Here is a 14,682-nt window from a genome sequence, read left to right on the forward strand (position 1 = left end):
AATGGTCGAAACATTGCTTGAAGTGCGCAATCTGAGTAAGACCTTTCGCTACCGCACCGGCTGGTTCCATCGGCAAACGGTGGAAGCGGTCAAGCCGCTAAGCTTTACCCTGCGCGAGCGCCAGACTCTGGCAATTATCGGCGAGAACGGATCCGGCAAATCGACGCTGGCGAAAATGCTCGCTGGAATGGTTGAACCCAGCACCGGCGAACTGCTGATTGACGATCGCCCGCTGACGTTTGGCGATTACTCTTTCCGCAGCCAGAAGATTCGCATGATCTTTCAGGATCCGTCGACCTCGCTCAATCCCCGGCAGCGTATTTCGCAAATCCTCGATTTTCCGCTGCGCCTGAATACCGACCTCGAACCCGAAGCGCGGCAGAAGCAGATTATCGAAACGTTGCGAATGGTCGGCCTGCTGCCGGACCACGTCAGCTACTACCCGCATATGCTGGCGCCGGGACAGAAACAACGTCTGGGCCTGGCGCGCGCGCTGATCCTGCGTCCGAAGGTCATCGTCTGCGATGAAGCGCTGGCGTCGCTGGATATGTCAATGCGCTCGCAGCTGATTAACCTGATGCTGGAGCTGCAGGAAAAACAGGGTATCTCCTATATTTACGTGACTCAGCATCTGGGCATGATGAAGCACATCAGCGATCAGGTGCTGGTGATGCATCAAGGAGAAGTGGTCGAACGCGGCAGCACCGCCGACGTTCTGGCGTCTCCGCTGCACGAGCTAACAAAACGCCTGATTGCCGGTCATTTCGGCGAAGCGCTTACTGCCGATGCCTGGCGTAAAGACGGTAAATAATCCGAGGCGTAAATTGCGATGATTGTTCCGGTTCAATTTTCTACCCTCCCCGTGACGCCGTGGAAAAATGGCGGCGGGGAAACGCGCGAAATCGTCAGCGTCGCTTCGCCGGACGCGCCGTTTCTCTGGCGCGCCAGCATCGCCACGCTGGAAAATGACGGTCCGTTCTCCCTTTTTCCCGGCGTTGACCGGGTCATCACCCTGCTTGAGGGACAGCCGCTGTGGCTACGAGGCGATGATATCGCCCAGCGCCTTGAGCTCTGGCAGCCGTGGGCATTTGCCGGCGAGTGGCCCCTCGCCAGCGAAGGTATCTCCGGACGCGGCCTGGACTTCAATATTATGACCCAGCGCTCGCGCGCCGCAGCGCGCGTGAACGTCGTCGCGGAAGGACAGCGGCCCGGCGCGGAGGGCATCGCATGGATTCTCCAGGGTAGCTGGCAGTTGGCTGACGCGGTTTATCAGGCCGGCTCCGGGATCTGGTGGCAGAACCAATCGCCCGGCGAGCTGTTACCGCGGTCTGCGGACGCCCGACTTTTACTGGCGGAAATCGTTCGCCGCTAGCGCCATATCGCCACAATTTCAGATGGTATACTCTTGTATACACGGTAGCCAAAGCGCGATATGACGTGGCGGATGGCAGAAAAATATCGTGACACAAGGGGTCGTCAGTGGGATATAATTCCCGGCTAAATTTGAGTTATTTTGAAATGACAACGCTAACTAAATGATTGTTAAAGTAAAAATACGCAATAACGATAAGGATTAAAAGCTATGGGTTTTCTTTCCGGTAAGCGCATTCTGTTGACTGGCCTTGCCAGCAAACTGTCCATCGCCTACGGCATCGCGCAAGCCATGCACCGTGAAGGGGCTGAACTGGCGTTCACCTATCAGAACGAAAAACTGAAAGGTCGTGTGGAAGAATTTGCCGCCGCGCTGGGCTCTAATATCGTCCTGCCGTGCGATGTCGCGGAAGATGAGAGCATCGAATCTCTGTTCACCGAGCTGGCAAAAGTGTGGCCGAAGTTTGACGGTTTCGTCCACTCTATCGGCTTTGCGCCGGCAGACCAGCTGGACGGCGACTACGTTAACGCGGTAACTCGTGAAGGTTTCAAAATCGCTCACGATATCAGCGCCTACAGCTTTGTGGCGATGGCGAAAGCCTGCCGCGGGATGCTGAACCCGGGTTCCGCCCTGCTGACGCTCTCCTACCTGGGCGCAGAGCGCGCCATTCCGAACTACAACGTGATGGGCCTGGCCAAAGCCTCTCTTGAAGCTAACGTGCGCTACATGGCGAACGCCATGGGCCCGGAAGGCGTTCGCGTTAACGCCATCTCTGCCGGTCCGATCCGTACCCTGGCGGCTTCCGGTATTAAAGATTTCCGTAAGATGCTGGCGCACTGCGAAGCGGTCACCCCGATCCGTCGCACCGTCACCACTGAAGACGTGGGCAACAGCGCAGCATTCCTGTGCTCCGACCTGTCTGCCGGTATCTCCGGCGAAGTCGTTCACGTTGACGGCGGCTTCAGCATCGCGGCGATGAACGAGCTGGAACTGAAATAAGTTCTTCACCCTCCTCGCATCCGTGAGGAGGGTTCTTTCCCCTATACTTTCCTGCTGTTATTCCAATCCGCTATTTGTTAGCACGTATCAATATTTTCTCCCGCTCCAGGGTTAAGCCAGGATAGTTCCGCATAGCATGACCGCGAAACGGCGGTTTGCCACATACCGAACAAGGAACGCCCATGGAGCAACGCCGCGTTTACGGCAAAAACCACTGGTATCATGAGACCCAGTCAACAATCTGCCCGGTGGATGTATTGCCGCTCGTCCCAGAAGCTGCCCACGTTGAAGATCGTTTCCTGCTCGATCTGACGCTCCCCGAAGAGCTGCTCAAGGCGCATGCGCGCTGGCTTACGCCGGCCCGGCGACTGGCAGATGCCCTCTTCCCCACGACAGTGACGGTTAATCGCCTGCAGACGTTTAGCGCCTATGATCGGCTGAGTACTGCGCTGACCGTTGCCCAGGTTTATGGCGTACAACGCCTGTGCAATCACTACGCCGCCCGGCTGGCGCCGCTTCCCGGCCCGGACTCCTCGCGCGAGAGCAATCGTCGTCTGGCGCAGATTACCCAGTACGCACGCCAGCTCGCGAGCTCTCCTTCGCTGATTAACTCGCTCTCCCGCAGCCAGCTGGACGAAGTCGGGCTGACCAGTCGCGATATTATCCTCATCAACCAGATCATTGGTTTTATCAGCTTCCAGGCCCGCGCTATCGCCGTATTCCATGCCGCGCTGGGCTACCCGGTGCGCTGGATCCCCGGCATGCTGCAGCAAGAAGATGCTCCAGAAGCGCTTTTTGACGCGAGGGAGAGTGACTGGCAGCCAGGTCTTGACGATTCCGACTTACGCTATGCCGACGATGAGCGCCAGTCGCTTTTAGCGAACTGGCAAAAACATCCGGGCCTGTTCGAACTGGCTCCGCTGCTGGCGGCCCAGGAGCCTCCACTGGCGCTTCAGGAACAGCTTCTGACCCATCTCAGCGGCCAACAGCCGTTCGCTGCGCAGGTGGCGCTGATAGCCGCGCGGATTAATGGCAGCGTCAGCTGCTTTAACGCCTGGGCTTCGCGATGTCCAGATTTAGCCGTTCTTACGGACGCTTTGCGCGGTAATGAATCCGGCGTCCAGGCATGGGGAGACACCCCGTCAATTGAGCGCCAGCTTTTGCAATCCGTACAGCTTTTGACCCGCGCGCCCGACCGTTTCAGCGCCGCCCAGCTAACTCCCCTCACTGAATACGGGCTTTCCCGCAGCGCGGCTATCGATCTGCTCGCCTGGTGCGGGCTGTGCGGTTGGATGAATCGGCTGAAAATCGCCCTCGGGAATGTAGGTCAGGAGACGTAAATTGCTGAAACAGCGCTTGCTGCGGCAGGCATATTCGCGTAAAAATGTCAGCCGCTCTTTTAGCCACGAAAATACGAAATTATGTTTCAGGACAACCCGCTGCTAGCGCAGCTTAAACAGCAACTGCATTCCCAGACTCCGCGCGTTGAAGGGGTCGTTAAGGGGACGGAAAAAGGGTTTGGCTTCCTCGAAGTCGACTCGCAGAAAAGCTATTTCATTCCGCCGCCGCAAATGAAAAAAGTGATGCATGGCGATCGTATTATCGCCGTGGTCAATACTGAAAAAGAACGCGAAAGCGCTGAACCGGAAGAACTGGTTGAGCCGTTCCTGACGCGTTTTGTCGGCAAAGTTCATAAAAAAGACGATCGTCTTTCTATCGTTCCTGACCATCCGCTGCTGAAAGATGCCATTCCCTGCCGCGCCGCGCGCGGCGTAGAGCATGATTTTAAAGAGGGTGACTGGGCCGTTGCCGAAATGCGCCGTCATCCGCTGAAAGGCGACCGCGGTTTCTACGCTGAGCTCACCCAGTACATTACCTTTGGCGATGATCATTTCGTTCCGTGGTGGGTCACCCTGGCGCGTCATAATCTGGAAAAAGAAGCGCCGGACGGCGTGGCGACCGAGATGCTTGATGAAGGTCTGGAACGCCGTGATTTAACGGCCCTGGCTTTCGTGACCATCGATAGCGCCAGCACCGAAGATATGGATGATGCGCTGTACGTCGAGCAGAACGCTGACGGTAAACTGCACCTGACCGTCGCTATCGCCGATCCAACCGCCTGGATTGCCGAAGGCAGCAAGCTGGACAACACGGCGAAAATTCGCGCCTTTACCAACTATCTGCCGGGCTTCAACATTCCGATGTTGCCACGCGAGCTCTCTGACGACCTCTGCTCCCTGCGCCCCAACGCGGTTCGTCCGGTGCTGGCCTGCCGCATGATCCTCGCTGATGACGGAACCATCGAAGACGATATTGAGTTCTTCGCGGCGACCATCGAGTCGAAAGCGAAGCTGGCCTACGATGATGTTTCCAACTGGCTGGAAAACAGCGGTAGCTGGCAGCCGGACAGCGAGATTATCGCCCGGCAAATTAAACTGCTGCAGGAGGCCTGCCTGCGTCGTAGCGAATGGCGTAAAAACCACGCGCTGGTGTTCAAAGACCGCCCGGATTATCGCTTTGTGTTGGGCGACAAAGGCGAAGTGCTGAATATCGTTGCCGAACCTCGCCGCATCGCCAACCGTATCGTTGAAGAGTCAATGATCGCCGCCAACATCTGCGCCGCCCGCGTCCTGCGCGATAAGCTCGGTTTCGGCGTTTATAACGTGCATACCGGATTCGATCCGGCCAACACCGAGCAGCTCGCGGCCTTACTGAAGACACACGACGTACACGTTGACCCGGTGGAAGTGCTGACGCTTGAGGGCTTCTGCAAGCTGCGTCGCGAGTTGGACGCGCAGCCGTCCGGTTTCCTCGACAGCCGTATTCGCCGCTTCCAGTCGTTTGCGGAAATCAGCACCGAGCCGGGCCCGCACTTCGGGCTGGGTCTTGAAGCCTATGCGACCTGGACCTCCCCGATCCGTAAGTACGGCGATATGATTAACCATCGTCTGCTGAAAGCGATTATCAAAGGGGAAGCGATCTCTCGTCCGCAGGATGATGTGGCGATCCAAATGGCTGAACGCCGTCGCCTCAACCGCATGGCGGAGCGCGATGTCGGAGACTGGCTGTACGCCCGCTATCTGAATCCGCAGGCCGGTACCACTACCCGCTTTGCTGCTGAGATTATCGATGTCAGCCGCGGCGGCATGCGCGTGCGTCTGGTTGATAACGGCGCGGTTGCCTTTATCCCGGCGCCGTTCCTTCACGCCGTGCGCGATGAGCTGGTGTGCAGCCAGGAAAACGGCACCGTGCAGATTAAAGGCGAAGTCGTCTACAAAGTCACGGATGTGATTGATGTGACAATTGCCGAAGTCCGTATGGAAACCCGTAGCGTGATTGCGCGTCCTGCCGCCTGATAACTGCCCTGTGCGGCTCCCTTAAACGGAGCCGCATTTTTATCCCTTCCAGCTGTTTTTCCGCGCGTTGCCCACGAATCATCGTAGATGGGTTAGTTTGTGCGTTTTTTTCGCTTCTCTTTTTCATCCGTTTTTAGCATCATTGATTTTATTCACATTTGTAACCAGGATAACGCCATGTCAGATCTGAATGCCCGTCTGCTCGCCCAACGAATCGATACCGTGCTGGATATTCTGGTTGCCGGGGATTATCACTCCGCGATTCATAATCTGGAAATCCTCAAAGCTGAGCTGCAGGCGCTTTCCAGCGACGAGCAGGAAAATAAACCCGGCCAGCCTAAAGCGCCGTGGGAAATTTGATAATCTACATCACCGCAATCGGCCACCCAGGGCCGATCGCTCGCCCAAATAGCCCTTAACTGCGAAGTTGCTATGAACGCCCGACAACAAAGTATTTTGCAAATGGTCATCGACAAAGGCCGTATTAGCGTGGCCGATCTCGCGAAGATGACCGGTGTCTCTGAAGTCACCATTCGCCAGGATTTGAATTCACTCGAGAAGCAGAGCTACCTGCGTCGTACTCACGGCTTCGCCGTTCCGCTGGACAGCGAAGATGTGGAAACCCGCATGATGACCAACTTCGCCATTAAGCGAGAGCTGGCTGCGCGGGCCGCAACGCGCGTTTCGGCCGGAGAGACGGTGTTTATCGAGAACGGGAGCTGCAACGCCCTGCTCGCCCGCACGCTGGCCGAGCGCGGCGATATCACCATCATCACCGTCAGCAGCTATATTGCGCATCTGCTGAAAGAGACGCCTGGAGAAGTGATCCTGCTGGGCGGGATCTATCAAAAGCGCAGCGAAAGTATGGTTGGCCCACTGACCCGCCAGTTTATTCAGCAAGTCCACTTCAGCAAGGCCTTTATCGGCATTGACGGCTGGCAGGCTGAAACCGGATTTACCGGACGGGATATGATGCGTGCCGACGTGGTTAACGCGGTGCTGGAAAAGGGCTGTGAGGCGATTGTGCTGAGCGATAGCTCTAAATTCAACGTGGTTCACCCCTATCCCCTTGGGCCGATAGAACGGTTTAACCGTATTATCACCGACGATAATCTCAATGATGCCGTGCACAGCCAGTTAATCGAATGCGGTTTAGCCGTCGATATCGTCAACCATCCCTGATCCTGTCCTTACTTTGCCGGGGCTGCCCGGCATCGCCATCGTCTGAGACTTTTCTGACATCTGAATTCAGACTTTTTACCTGCCTGAAAAATTTATAGAAAGTAGAATTAATGTTAGCGATATAACAGGGAGTAACTATCACCTGCGTGATTAGAGTAACACCTGCGCAACTAAAGCTTCATGGAATAACCCCTGAGCAAGAGTAACAAGCTATGCTTAAGGGAAGTTGTATCCGTGAATAGATTATTCAGGAGAAAAAAAATGATGACTTCAATGAACAAAAAAATGGCCGCGGTAGTTCTGGCCGTCACTGTTGCAATGTCTCTGAGCGCTTGTTCTAACTGGTCTAAACGCGATCGCAACACCGCAATCGGCGCAGGCGCCGGTGCATTGGGTGGTGCGGTATTAACTGACGGTAGCACCCTGGGTACCCTGGGCGGCGCGGCAGTCGGCGGTATTATCGGCCACCAGGTGGGTAAATAATATTAACCACGAACAATAATATGAAAGTTTATATTAGCTGACGAGTACACCAGCACAAAAATGAAGGCCACGATATTTATCGTGGCCTTATTATTGATTAACCGCCTGCCAGCTTAACTTTCATGCCTTTGGCTTCGAGAAGCAATTTGAGCAAGTCACGCTTATCGCCCTGAATCTCAATCACGCCATCCTTAACCGCTCCGCCGCAGCCGCATTTCTTTTTCAGCTCGGCAGCGAGTTTCGTCAGCGCGTCGTCACTTTCATCAATACCGCTAATCAGGCACACGCCCTTACCCTTACGCCCGCTGGTCTGCCGCTGAATACGTACGATACCGTCCCCTTTCGGGCGCGCTTGTGCCGGTTTGGGTTCATCAATACGGCCGCTGTCCGTTGAATACACCAGACGGCTGTTGGAATCGCTCATCATACCCCCTTGTTCAACGATGCGTTAATGCCGCGCAGGGTGGCGGCAGGATCGGCAGACTGCGTTACCGGACGACCAATCACCATGTAATCTACGCCCGCCGCCTGTGCCTGTTCCGGCGTCATAATGCGCCGCTGGTCACCCGCATCGCTACCTTGCGGACGAATGCCCGGCGTCACCAGCCTGAACGCCTGGCCCAGCTCTAGCTTAAAGCGAACCGCTTCCTGCGCCGAGCAGACTACACCATCCAGCCCGCAGCGCTGGGTCAGCGCCGCCAGCTTCGCGGCGTAGTCAGCCGGAGAAAGCGTAATGCCCAGATCCTGCAGATCGCTGGCTTCCATGCTGGTTAATACCGTGACCGCAATCAGCAGCGGCGCCTCTTTTCCGAATGGTTGCAGGGCTTCACGTGCAGCGGTCATCATACGCGCGCCGCCGGAGGCATGAACGTTGACCATCCAGACGCCCAGCTCTGCCGCAGCGGCGACCGCACGCGCCGTGGTATTCGGGATATCGTGGAACTTCAGATCGAGGAAAACCTCAAAACCACGCTGGTGCAGGTCGCGAACAAACTGCGGCCCCAGCAGGGTAAACATCTCTTTGCCCACCTTCAGGCGGCAGTCGCGCGGGTCGATACGGTCGACAAATGCCAGCGCTTTATCACGGTTATCATAATCGAGAGCAACGACGATGGGAGAGGATGTGACAACGCGGGAAGAAGATGTAGCAGTAGACGTCATGACCGGACCTTAATTGTTGATGAGCGCCGGTTTGGCGCAAAAAAGGTAAACGGGCAGCATTCTACCTGCGATAAGCCGAAAATAACAGGCTGCATTTCCCTTCCTGCCGGACGACGGGTGCGCCGTAGCCGGAGGATATGACGTAAAAAACCTTTAAGTATGTTGTAACTAAAGTGCGTTTTTTTTTAATTTATTGCCCGTCCAGTCCGCGAATAGGCTTAATCGATGACCACGACCGGCAGGACGGACAGTGCCAGTACAGCGTATGGGCGGTAAAACCACATTTCTGGCAGCGGTAGCGCGGTTTGCTGCGGACCTGCTCGCCCACCATATGGCGCAGAACGCCCAGGCTCTCCTTCGCGCGCCCCTCTTCGGCTTCATTGATATGGTAGTCGATGAGCTTATGGAACACGCGCATCGTTGGATGTCGCTCCAGCTGGCGAGTCACGTAGTTTTGCGCGGACTCGGCACCTTCCCGCTGTTCAAGGATCTGCGCCAGCATCAGGTCGGCTGTCGCGCCGGTGTTTTCCTCTGCGCAGCGGCGTAAAAAGGCTTCCCATTCGTCGGTTTTACCCAACTGCTGGTAACAGGTTTGCAGCATTTCCAGGGTTTCGCCCACCAGCTCTTTATCCTGCTCAATCACTCGCTCAAGGCTCTCTACGGCTTTCGCATAGTCGCCCTTTTCCATCCAGACTCGGCCCATCATGATGGAAACGCGAGCGCTATTGCGGTCCGCGGCGGCGCCCTTCCTCAGCAGCGCCATCGCTTTGTCGAGATCGTTGCCCGCCATTTGCTGTAGCGCCAGTTCACACCAGAAATTGGCGATTTCACCGCGATGTTTATCTTTCCCCAGCTTAACCAGACGTTCGGCCACTTCTATCGCCGACTGCCAGTCGCTGGTCGCCTGATAAATTTGCAGCAGCTGCTGTAGCGCGCTCAGGCGAAAATCCGTCTCGTCCACCAGTTGTTTAAACATCCCCTCAGCCCGGTCATAAAGCCCGGCGGCCATATAATCTCGCCCCAGCTGCTGCACGGCTAGCAGGCGCTGATCGTAGGTTAACGAGGCGCTTTCCATTAAGCTCTGATGGATGCGAATCGCGCGGTCAACCTCACCGCGCGAGCGGAACAGATTGCCCAACGTAAGGTGGGCTTCGACGGTGCCGGTATCCTCTTTCAGCATATCGAGGAACAGATCGACGGCTTTATCCTGCTGATTGCTCAGCAGAAAGTTAACCCCTGTAACGTAGTCACGCGACAGACGGCTCGCATCGTCCTGTTTGGACTGTTGTGCACTTCTGCGCCCCATATACCAGCCATAGGCTGCGGCCACGGGCAAAAGCAGAAACAACAACTCCAGCATAAATGATTATTCCTTCACCGCAGGAACGCCAGCTTCGGCAGGCGTTGCGCTGGCTGGCGCGATCTGGTGCTCCAGACGTTTAATTTTACGCTCGGCGCGCGCCAGAGAGACGCGAACGCGCAACCAGAAAAGGCCGCAGATCAGCCAGCCGATAGCAAAACCAGCGGCAAAAAGCACGGCAAGCAGCGTCGAAATACGGAACTCACCCTGCGCGAGGAGATAGTTGAACGTGACCACCTGGTCATTCTGCGCGCCCAGCGTCACTGAAATGACGAAGATAGCTAACACCAATAAGAAAATAAGAAAATATTTCACATGACTTCCCGTTCTGTGGGTTGCGCGAAAAAATCCCGCGTTCAGCCCTATAAAGTATCATTTTCGCCGCAGCGGTGAAATGGAAATGCATGACACCCGTTAAGGATATGCGGCCTGATACGGCTAATATCAACATTATTCCGGCGCGGCCGCCCTTTTTTTAATATCCTGCGCCTCTTCTCCCGGCGGCGATAGCGGCCCGCAGAACCGCTGGGCAAGCCAGGTCGCCAGGGTCACCAGCAGCCAGGAAATCAGCGTCGCGACGATCAGGTCCTGCGGCCAATGCATGCCCAGCGCCAGGCGGCTTCCCATTACCGCCGTCGCCCACGTCAGCAGCAGCGCAATGGTGACCCAGCGACGACGCGGCCACAGTAAGCCCACGCCGAGCAATGCCCAGCTAGCGGCAAACATCGTATGGCCAGAAGGGAAAGCGAAGCCGGTTTCTTTTTGCCAGTGCTTACGCAAAAATTTAGGAATCTGCTGCTCTTGCGCCAGCTGTTCATGCACCAGTTTAGCGCGATCTTTGCGTTTCAACGCGTAGAATTGCGTGACTGGCACCTGCCGCGTCTGTTCCAGCCAGATGACAAAGGGACGAGGCTCCTGTACGCGGTCTTTGAGCCACGACTTCATCCCCTGCCCAACAAGTATCGCTGCGCCCAGAATAAGAAACAGCACTATCGCCGCTCGCAGACGAAAACGCAGGCACCACAGAAACCAGGCACACAGGATAACGTGCGTGATGATCCCCCAGGGTTGCGTCACCGTTTCAGTTATCCAGTACAGCAGCTTCATCGCCCCTGCCGACAGCCCCGGATGCCATTTCCAGCCGGTAATCCAGATCACAGCAGGCATGATTAATAACAGGGCCGCGCCAACGGCGGTTCGTCTGGCAATCAACAGCATCTCGTCTCCTTTTCATTGACCTCAATATCATAACGGAAAGTAGTTCGTTTGTGCGCTTTGCGCGCAGGTGACCGTACGCAATTAGGAGAACGTCGCGCCATTGTGGCAAAATAGCGGCAAACAGAAGCACAGTCAGGTGCTGATAGAATCTGGAGAATCACATGCAGCTTAAACGTGTGGCAGAAGCCAAACTGCCAACCCCATGGGGCGATTTTCTCATGGTGGGTTTTGAAGAACTGGCAACCGGGCAGGATCACGTCGCGCTGGTATTTGGCGATATTTCGGGGCAATCCCCGGTTCTGGCTCGCGTACACTCTGAGTGTTTAACGGGCGACGCCCTTTTTAGCCTGCGCTGTGATTGCGGATTTCAACTGGAAGCGGCGTTGTCGCATATTGCCGAAGAGGGGCGCGGCATTCTGCTCTACCACCGTCAGGAAGGGCGCAATATCGGCCTGCTGAATAAAATCCGCGCCTACGCGTTACAGGATCAAGGCTATGATACCGTGGAAGCCAACCATCAGCTGGGTTTCGCCGCAGATGAACGCGACTTCACGCTGTGCGCAGATATGTTTAAGCTGCTGAACGTCGACCAGGTACGCCTGTTGACCAACAACCCGAAGAAGGTCGAAATTCTGACTGAAGCGGGAATTAACATTGTGGAACGCGTGCCGCTAATCGTGGGACGCAACCCGAAAAATGCCCACTATCTGGATACTAAGGCTGCCAAAATGGGGCACCTGCTGAGTAAGTAATGCTGTAGAAAAATGAAGGGCCAGCCTATGCTGGCCCTTTTTATATCAGACGCGGGTTTAGAGCATATTGCGGATCACATAGTGCAAAATACCGTCGTTCTGATAGTAGGTCAGCTCAGTCGCGGTATCGATACGGCAGCGGCAATCAATCACTTCCTGCCGACCATCCGCGCGGGTCAGCGTGACCGGCACGGTCATACCGGGCTGCAGAGCCTGCAGGTTGCTGATATCTATCCGCTCCTCGCCGCTCAGTCCCAGCGTTTTACGCGTCACCCCCTGCGGGAATTCCAGCGGTAAGATCCCCATGCCAATCAGGTTGGAGCGGTGGATACGCTCGAAAGACTCGGCAATCACCACCCTGACGCCGAGCAAACGCGGTCCTTTAGCCGCCCAGTCGCGGCTGGAGCCGGAACCGTACTCTTTGCCTGCGATCACCGCTAGCGGCGTGCCCTCTGCTTTGTAGAGCATCGCGGCATCGTAAATAGCGATAGGTTGGCTATCCGGAAGATGTCGGGTCATCCCCCCTTCCACGCCGGGGACCATTTCGTTACGAATACGAATATTGGCAAACGTTCCGCGCATCATTACCTCATGGTTGCCGCGACGGGAGCCGTAGGAGTTAAAATCAATGCGTTCGACGCCGTGATTTTGCAGATAACGGCCCGCGGGGCTATCGGCTTTAATACTGCCCGCCGGGGAGATATGATCGGTGGTAACCGAGTCGCCCAACATGGCGAGAATGCGCGCGCCGTGGATATCCTCTACCGGTTTAGGTTCAACGCCCATTTCATCAAAGAATGGCGACAGGCGAATATAGGTGGAATCATCCTGCCAGTCGTAGGTATCAGAGCGATCCACTTTTATCGCCTTCCACTCGGCGGTCCCTTCAAACACTTCGGCGTACTCTTTACGGAACATCTCCGTTGAGACTTGCTCAACCGCCTGCGCGACTTCGATTCCGCTCGGCCAGATATCCTTCAGATACACCGGCTGACCATCTTTACCCGTCCCTAACGGCTCACGGGTCAGGTCGAGATTCATATTCCCCGCCAGAGCGTAGGCGACCACCAGCGGCGGCGAAGCTAGCCAGTTGGTTTTTACCAGCGGATGAATACGTCCTTCAAAGTTGCGGTTCCCGGAGAGCACCGCCCCGACGGTCAGATCGCCCTGCTTGATGGCGCGCTCGATCGGGTCCGGCAGCGGTCCAGAGTTACCGATACAGGTGGTACAGCCGTAACCGACCAGATTGAAGCCCAGTTCATCCAGATAGGGCGTCAGCTTTGCGTGGGCCAGATAGTCGGAAACAACCTTCGACCCGGGAGCCAGCGACGCTTTAACCCACGGCTGCGGTTTCAGACCCCGCTCAACGGCTTTTTTGGCCAGCAAGCCGGCGGCCATCAGGACGCTGGGGTTTGACGTGTTAGTACAGGAGGTAATAGCGGCAATCACTACCGCCCCGTCAGGCAGCGAATACTGCTGTCCGTTCAGGGTGTAGTCAATTGGCCGTTTATCTTTCTGCGCGTGGTTGACTTCCAGCTCGGTGCTGGCGGCAAAGGCCTGAGGGACATCGCCGAGCGCTACGCGGTCCTGAGGGCGCTTCGGTCCGGCCAGGCTCGCTTCGACGGTTCCCATATCCAACGCCAGGGTGCTGGTGAATACCGGCTCATCTCCGGGCTGACGCCACATGCCCTGCGCTTTCGCATAGGCTTCCACCAGCGCCACCTGCTCTTCGCTGCGCCCGGTAAGGCGCATATAGTCAAGCGTAACGGCATCGATCGGAAAGAAGCCGCAGGTCGCGCCATACTCCGGCGACATATTGGCGATAGTCGCGCGGTCCGCCAGCGGCAGAGAATCGAGTCCATCGCCGTAGAATTCAACAAACTTACCCACAACGCCGTGTTTACGCAGCATTTGGGTGACCGTCAGGACCAGGTCCGTCGCGGTAATGCCTTCACGCAGCTTGCCGCTCAGCTTGAAGCCAACAACGTCTGGGATCAGCATGGAAACCGGCTGCCCGAGCATGGCGGCTTCCGCTTCGATACCGCCGACACCCCAGCCCAGAACGCCTAAACCGTTAATCATCGTTGTGTGCGAGTCGGTGCCGACAAGTGTGTCGGGAAAAGCCACCCACTCGCCGTTTTGCTGTTCGCTCCACACTGCCCGGCCAAGGTATTCGAGGTTTACCTGGTGGCAAATACCGGTACCCGGCGGTACTACGCTGAAGCGGCTGAATGCCTGCTGCCCCCAGCGCAAAAAGACGTAGCGCTCATGGTTGCGCTCCATCTCCAGACGGACGTTCTCTTCAAAAGCATCATCGTCGCCAAAGCGGTCGACGGTGACCGAATGGTCAATCACCAGGTCGACGGGCGAAAGCGGGTTCACTTTGGCGGTGTCCCCGCCCAGGCGTTTGACCGCCTCGCGCATCGCCGCCAGGTCCACCACGGCGGGGACCCCGGTAAAGTCCTGCATGAGGACGCGCGCCGGACGGTAGGCAATCTCCCTGTCGGCATGGGCATGCTTCAGCCATCCGGCCAGGGCATGAATATCTTCGGCGGTCACTGAATCACCGTCTTGCCAGCGCAGTAGGTTTTCCAGTAGCACTTTGAGTGATTTGGGCAAGCGCGAGAGATCGCCCAGTTGTTTGGCGGCCAGCGGTAAGCTGTAGTAATGCCAGGTTTTATCTTTAACCTGAAGCGTATCCTTGCTGGCTGCTCGTAGGGTTGACGACATAGCTCCTCCTTTACCTTAGGGATAGCATCCCCTGATCCTCCTCAGGGTCATTATTAAAGATAACACATC

15 protein-coding genes are annotated in these 14,682 nt (G+C 56.4%); 9 read left to right on the top strand and 6 right to left on the bottom strand.

Annotated elements, in window-relative coordinates; genetic code table 11:
* Position 1: 1 nt before the first annotated feature.
* From sapF to osmB, 8 genes are all read left to right on the top strand, one after another.
* Entirely contained in the window at positions 2-811 is an 810-nt protein-coding gene (sapF, locus tag K7H21_RS16060; protein WP_004121221.1) for a putrescine export ABC transporter ATP-binding protein SapF, read from the top strand.
* Between the two features lie 18 nt (positions 812-829).
* Positions 830-1,372 (top strand): HutD/Ves family protein, encoded by a 543-nt coding sequence (locus K7H21_RS16065; RefSeq protein ID WP_049112426.1) that lies wholly within the window; start codon positions 830-832, stop codon positions 1,370-1,372.
* A 210-nt stretch (positions 1,373-1,582) separates the two neighbouring features.
* Positions 1,583-2,371, top strand: a complete 789-nt coding sequence (fabI, locus tag K7H21_RS16070) for an enoyl-ACP reductase FabI (RefSeq protein WP_004121225.1) — start codon at positions 1,583-1,585, stop codon at positions 2,369-2,371.
* A gap of 182 nt (positions 2,372-2,553) precedes the next feature.
* Complete coding sequence (locus K7H21_RS16075; protein ID WP_112166405.1) at positions 2,554-3,711, top strand: CMD domain-containing protein; 1,158 nt, start codon at positions 2,554-2,556, stop codon at positions 3,709-3,711.
* Positions 3,712-3,792: 81 nt separating this feature from the next.
* On the top strand, positions 3,793-5,727 hold the full coding sequence (locus K7H21_RS16080; RefSeq protein WP_049112423.1) for an exoribonuclease II: 1,935 nt from the start codon (positions 3,793-3,795) through the stop codon (positions 5,725-5,727).
* Positions 5,728-5,904: 177 nt separating this feature from the next.
* Positions 5,905-6,087, top strand: coding sequence for a YciZ family protein (locus tag K7H21_RS16085; RefSeq protein ID WP_004121231.1), 183 nt, complete (start codon positions 5,905-5,907; stop codon positions 6,085-6,087).
* A gap of 72 nt (positions 6,088-6,159) precedes the next feature.
* Positions 6,160-6,909, top strand: coding sequence for a DNA-binding transcriptional regulator YciT (yciT, locus tag K7H21_RS16090; protein WP_004121233.1), 750 nt, complete (start codon positions 6,160-6,162; stop codon positions 6,907-6,909).
* A 264-nt stretch (positions 6,910-7,173) separates the two neighbouring features.
* A complete protein-coding gene (osmB, locus tag K7H21_RS16095) occupies positions 7,174-7,392 on the top strand; it encodes an osmotically-inducible lipoprotein OsmB (protein WP_004139496.1) in 219 nt (72 codons plus the stop codon).
* 97 nt (positions 7,393-7,489) lie between these two features.
* On the opposite strand, the gene yciH is transcribed toward osmB, so the two are convergent.
* The 5 genes from yciH to pgpB form a co-directional block, all read right to left on the bottom strand.
* Positions 7,490-7,816 (bottom strand): stress response translation initiation inhibitor YciH, encoded by a 327-nt coding sequence (yciH, locus tag K7H21_RS16100; protein WP_223035900.1) that lies wholly within the window; start codon positions 7,814-7,816, stop codon positions 7,490-7,492.
* Positions 7,816-8,553: an orotidine-5'-phosphate decarboxylase gene (pyrF, locus tag K7H21_RS16105; RefSeq protein ID WP_154902487.1), complete on the bottom strand. Its 738-nt coding sequence runs from the start codon at positions 8,551-8,553 to the stop codon at positions 7,816-7,818. The genes yciH and pyrF overlap by 1 nt, the downstream gene beginning before the upstream one ends.
* Before the next feature lie 190 nt (positions 8,554-8,743).
* The gene (lapB, locus tag K7H21_RS16110; protein ID WP_004121242.1) at positions 8,744-9,913 is read right to left on the bottom strand and encodes a lipopolysaccharide assembly protein LapB; all 1,170 of its coding nucleotides are present in this window, start codon (positions 9,911-9,913) and stop codon (positions 8,744-8,746) included.
* Positions 9,914-9,919: 6 nt separating this feature from the next.
* On the bottom strand, positions 9,920-10,228 hold the full coding sequence (locus K7H21_RS16115) for a LapA family protein (RefSeq protein WP_014229014.1): 309 nt from the start codon (positions 10,226-10,228) through the stop codon (positions 9,920-9,922).
* Positions 10,229-10,363: 135 nt separating this feature from the next.
* Positions 10,364-11,131: a phosphatidylglycerophosphatase B gene (pgpB, locus tag K7H21_RS16120; RefSeq protein WP_087829252.1), complete on the bottom strand. Its 768-nt coding sequence runs from the start codon at positions 11,129-11,131 to the stop codon at positions 10,364-10,366.
* Positions 11,132-11,292: 161 nt separating this feature from the next.
* Between pgpB and ribA the strand changes: the two genes are divergently transcribed.
* Positions 11,293-11,883, top strand: a complete 591-nt coding sequence (gene ribA / locus K7H21_RS16125) for a GTP cyclohydrolase II (protein ID WP_004121245.1) — start codon at positions 11,293-11,295, stop codon at positions 11,881-11,883.
* 57 nt (positions 11,884-11,940) lie between these two features.
* Here ribA and acnA read toward each other — a convergent pair whose 3' ends face one another.
* Positions 11,941-14,613: an aconitate hydratase AcnA gene (gene acnA / locus K7H21_RS16130; protein WP_004850158.1), complete on the bottom strand. Its 2,673-nt coding sequence runs from the start codon at positions 14,611-14,613 to the stop codon at positions 11,941-11,943.
* Positions 14,614-14,682 lie beyond the last annotated feature (69 nt).

Source organism: Klebsiella sp. CTHL.F3a (genome assembly GCF_019890895.1).
In the GTDB taxonomy this organism is placed as follows: Bacteria; Pseudomonadota; Gammaproteobacteria; order Enterobacterales; family Enterobacteriaceae; genus Klebsiella; species Klebsiella grimontii.

Coding starts and splice junctions, on each gene's coding strand:
- sapF (WP_004121221.1), top strand. CDS start 2: ATGGTCGAAACATTGCTTGAAGTGCGCAATCTGAGTAAGACCTTTCGC.
- K7H21_RS16065 (WP_049112426.1), top strand. CDS start 830: ATGATTGTTCCGGTTCAATTTTCTACCCTCCCCGTGACGCCGTGGAAA.
- fabI (WP_004121225.1), top strand. CDS start 1,583: ATGGGTTTTCTTTCCGGTAAGCGCATTCTGTTGACTGGCCTTGCCAGC.
- K7H21_RS16075 (WP_112166405.1), top strand. CDS start 2,554: ATGGAGCAACGCCGCGTTTACGGCAAAAACCACTGGTATCATGAGACC.
- K7H21_RS16080 (WP_049112423.1), top strand. CDS start 3,793: ATGTTTCAGGACAACCCGCTGCTAGCGCAGCTTAAACAGCAACTGCAT.
- K7H21_RS16085 (WP_004121231.1), top strand. CDS start 5,905: ATGTCAGATCTGAATGCCCGTCTGCTCGCCCAACGAATCGATACCGTG.
- yciT (WP_004121233.1), top strand. CDS start 6,160: ATGAACGCCCGACAACAAAGTATTTTGCAAATGGTCATCGACAAAGGC.
- osmB (WP_004139496.1), top strand. CDS start 7,174: ATGACTTCAATGAACAAAAAAATGGCCGCGGTAGTTCTGGCCGTCACT.
- yciH (WP_223035900.1), bottom strand. CDS start 7,816: ATGAGCGATTCCAACAGCCGTCTGGTGTATTCAACGGACAGCGGCCGT.
- pyrF (WP_154902487.1), bottom strand. CDS start 8,553: ATGACGTCTACTGCTACATCTTCTTCCCGCGTTGTCACATCCTCTCCC.
- lapB (WP_004121242.1), bottom strand. CDS start 9,913: ATGCTGGAGTTGTTGTTTCTGCTTTTGCCCGTGGCCGCAGCCTATGGC.
- pgpB (WP_087829252.1), bottom strand. CDS start 11,131: ATGCTGTTGATTGCCAGACGAACCGCCGTTGGCGCGGCCCTGTTATTA.
- ribA (WP_004121245.1), top strand. CDS start 11,293: ATGCAGCTTAAACGTGTGGCAGAAGCCAAACTGCCAACCCCATGGGGC.
- acnA (WP_004850158.1), bottom strand. CDS start 14,613: ATGTCGTCAACCCTACGAGCAGCCAGCAAGGATACGCTTCAGGTTAAA.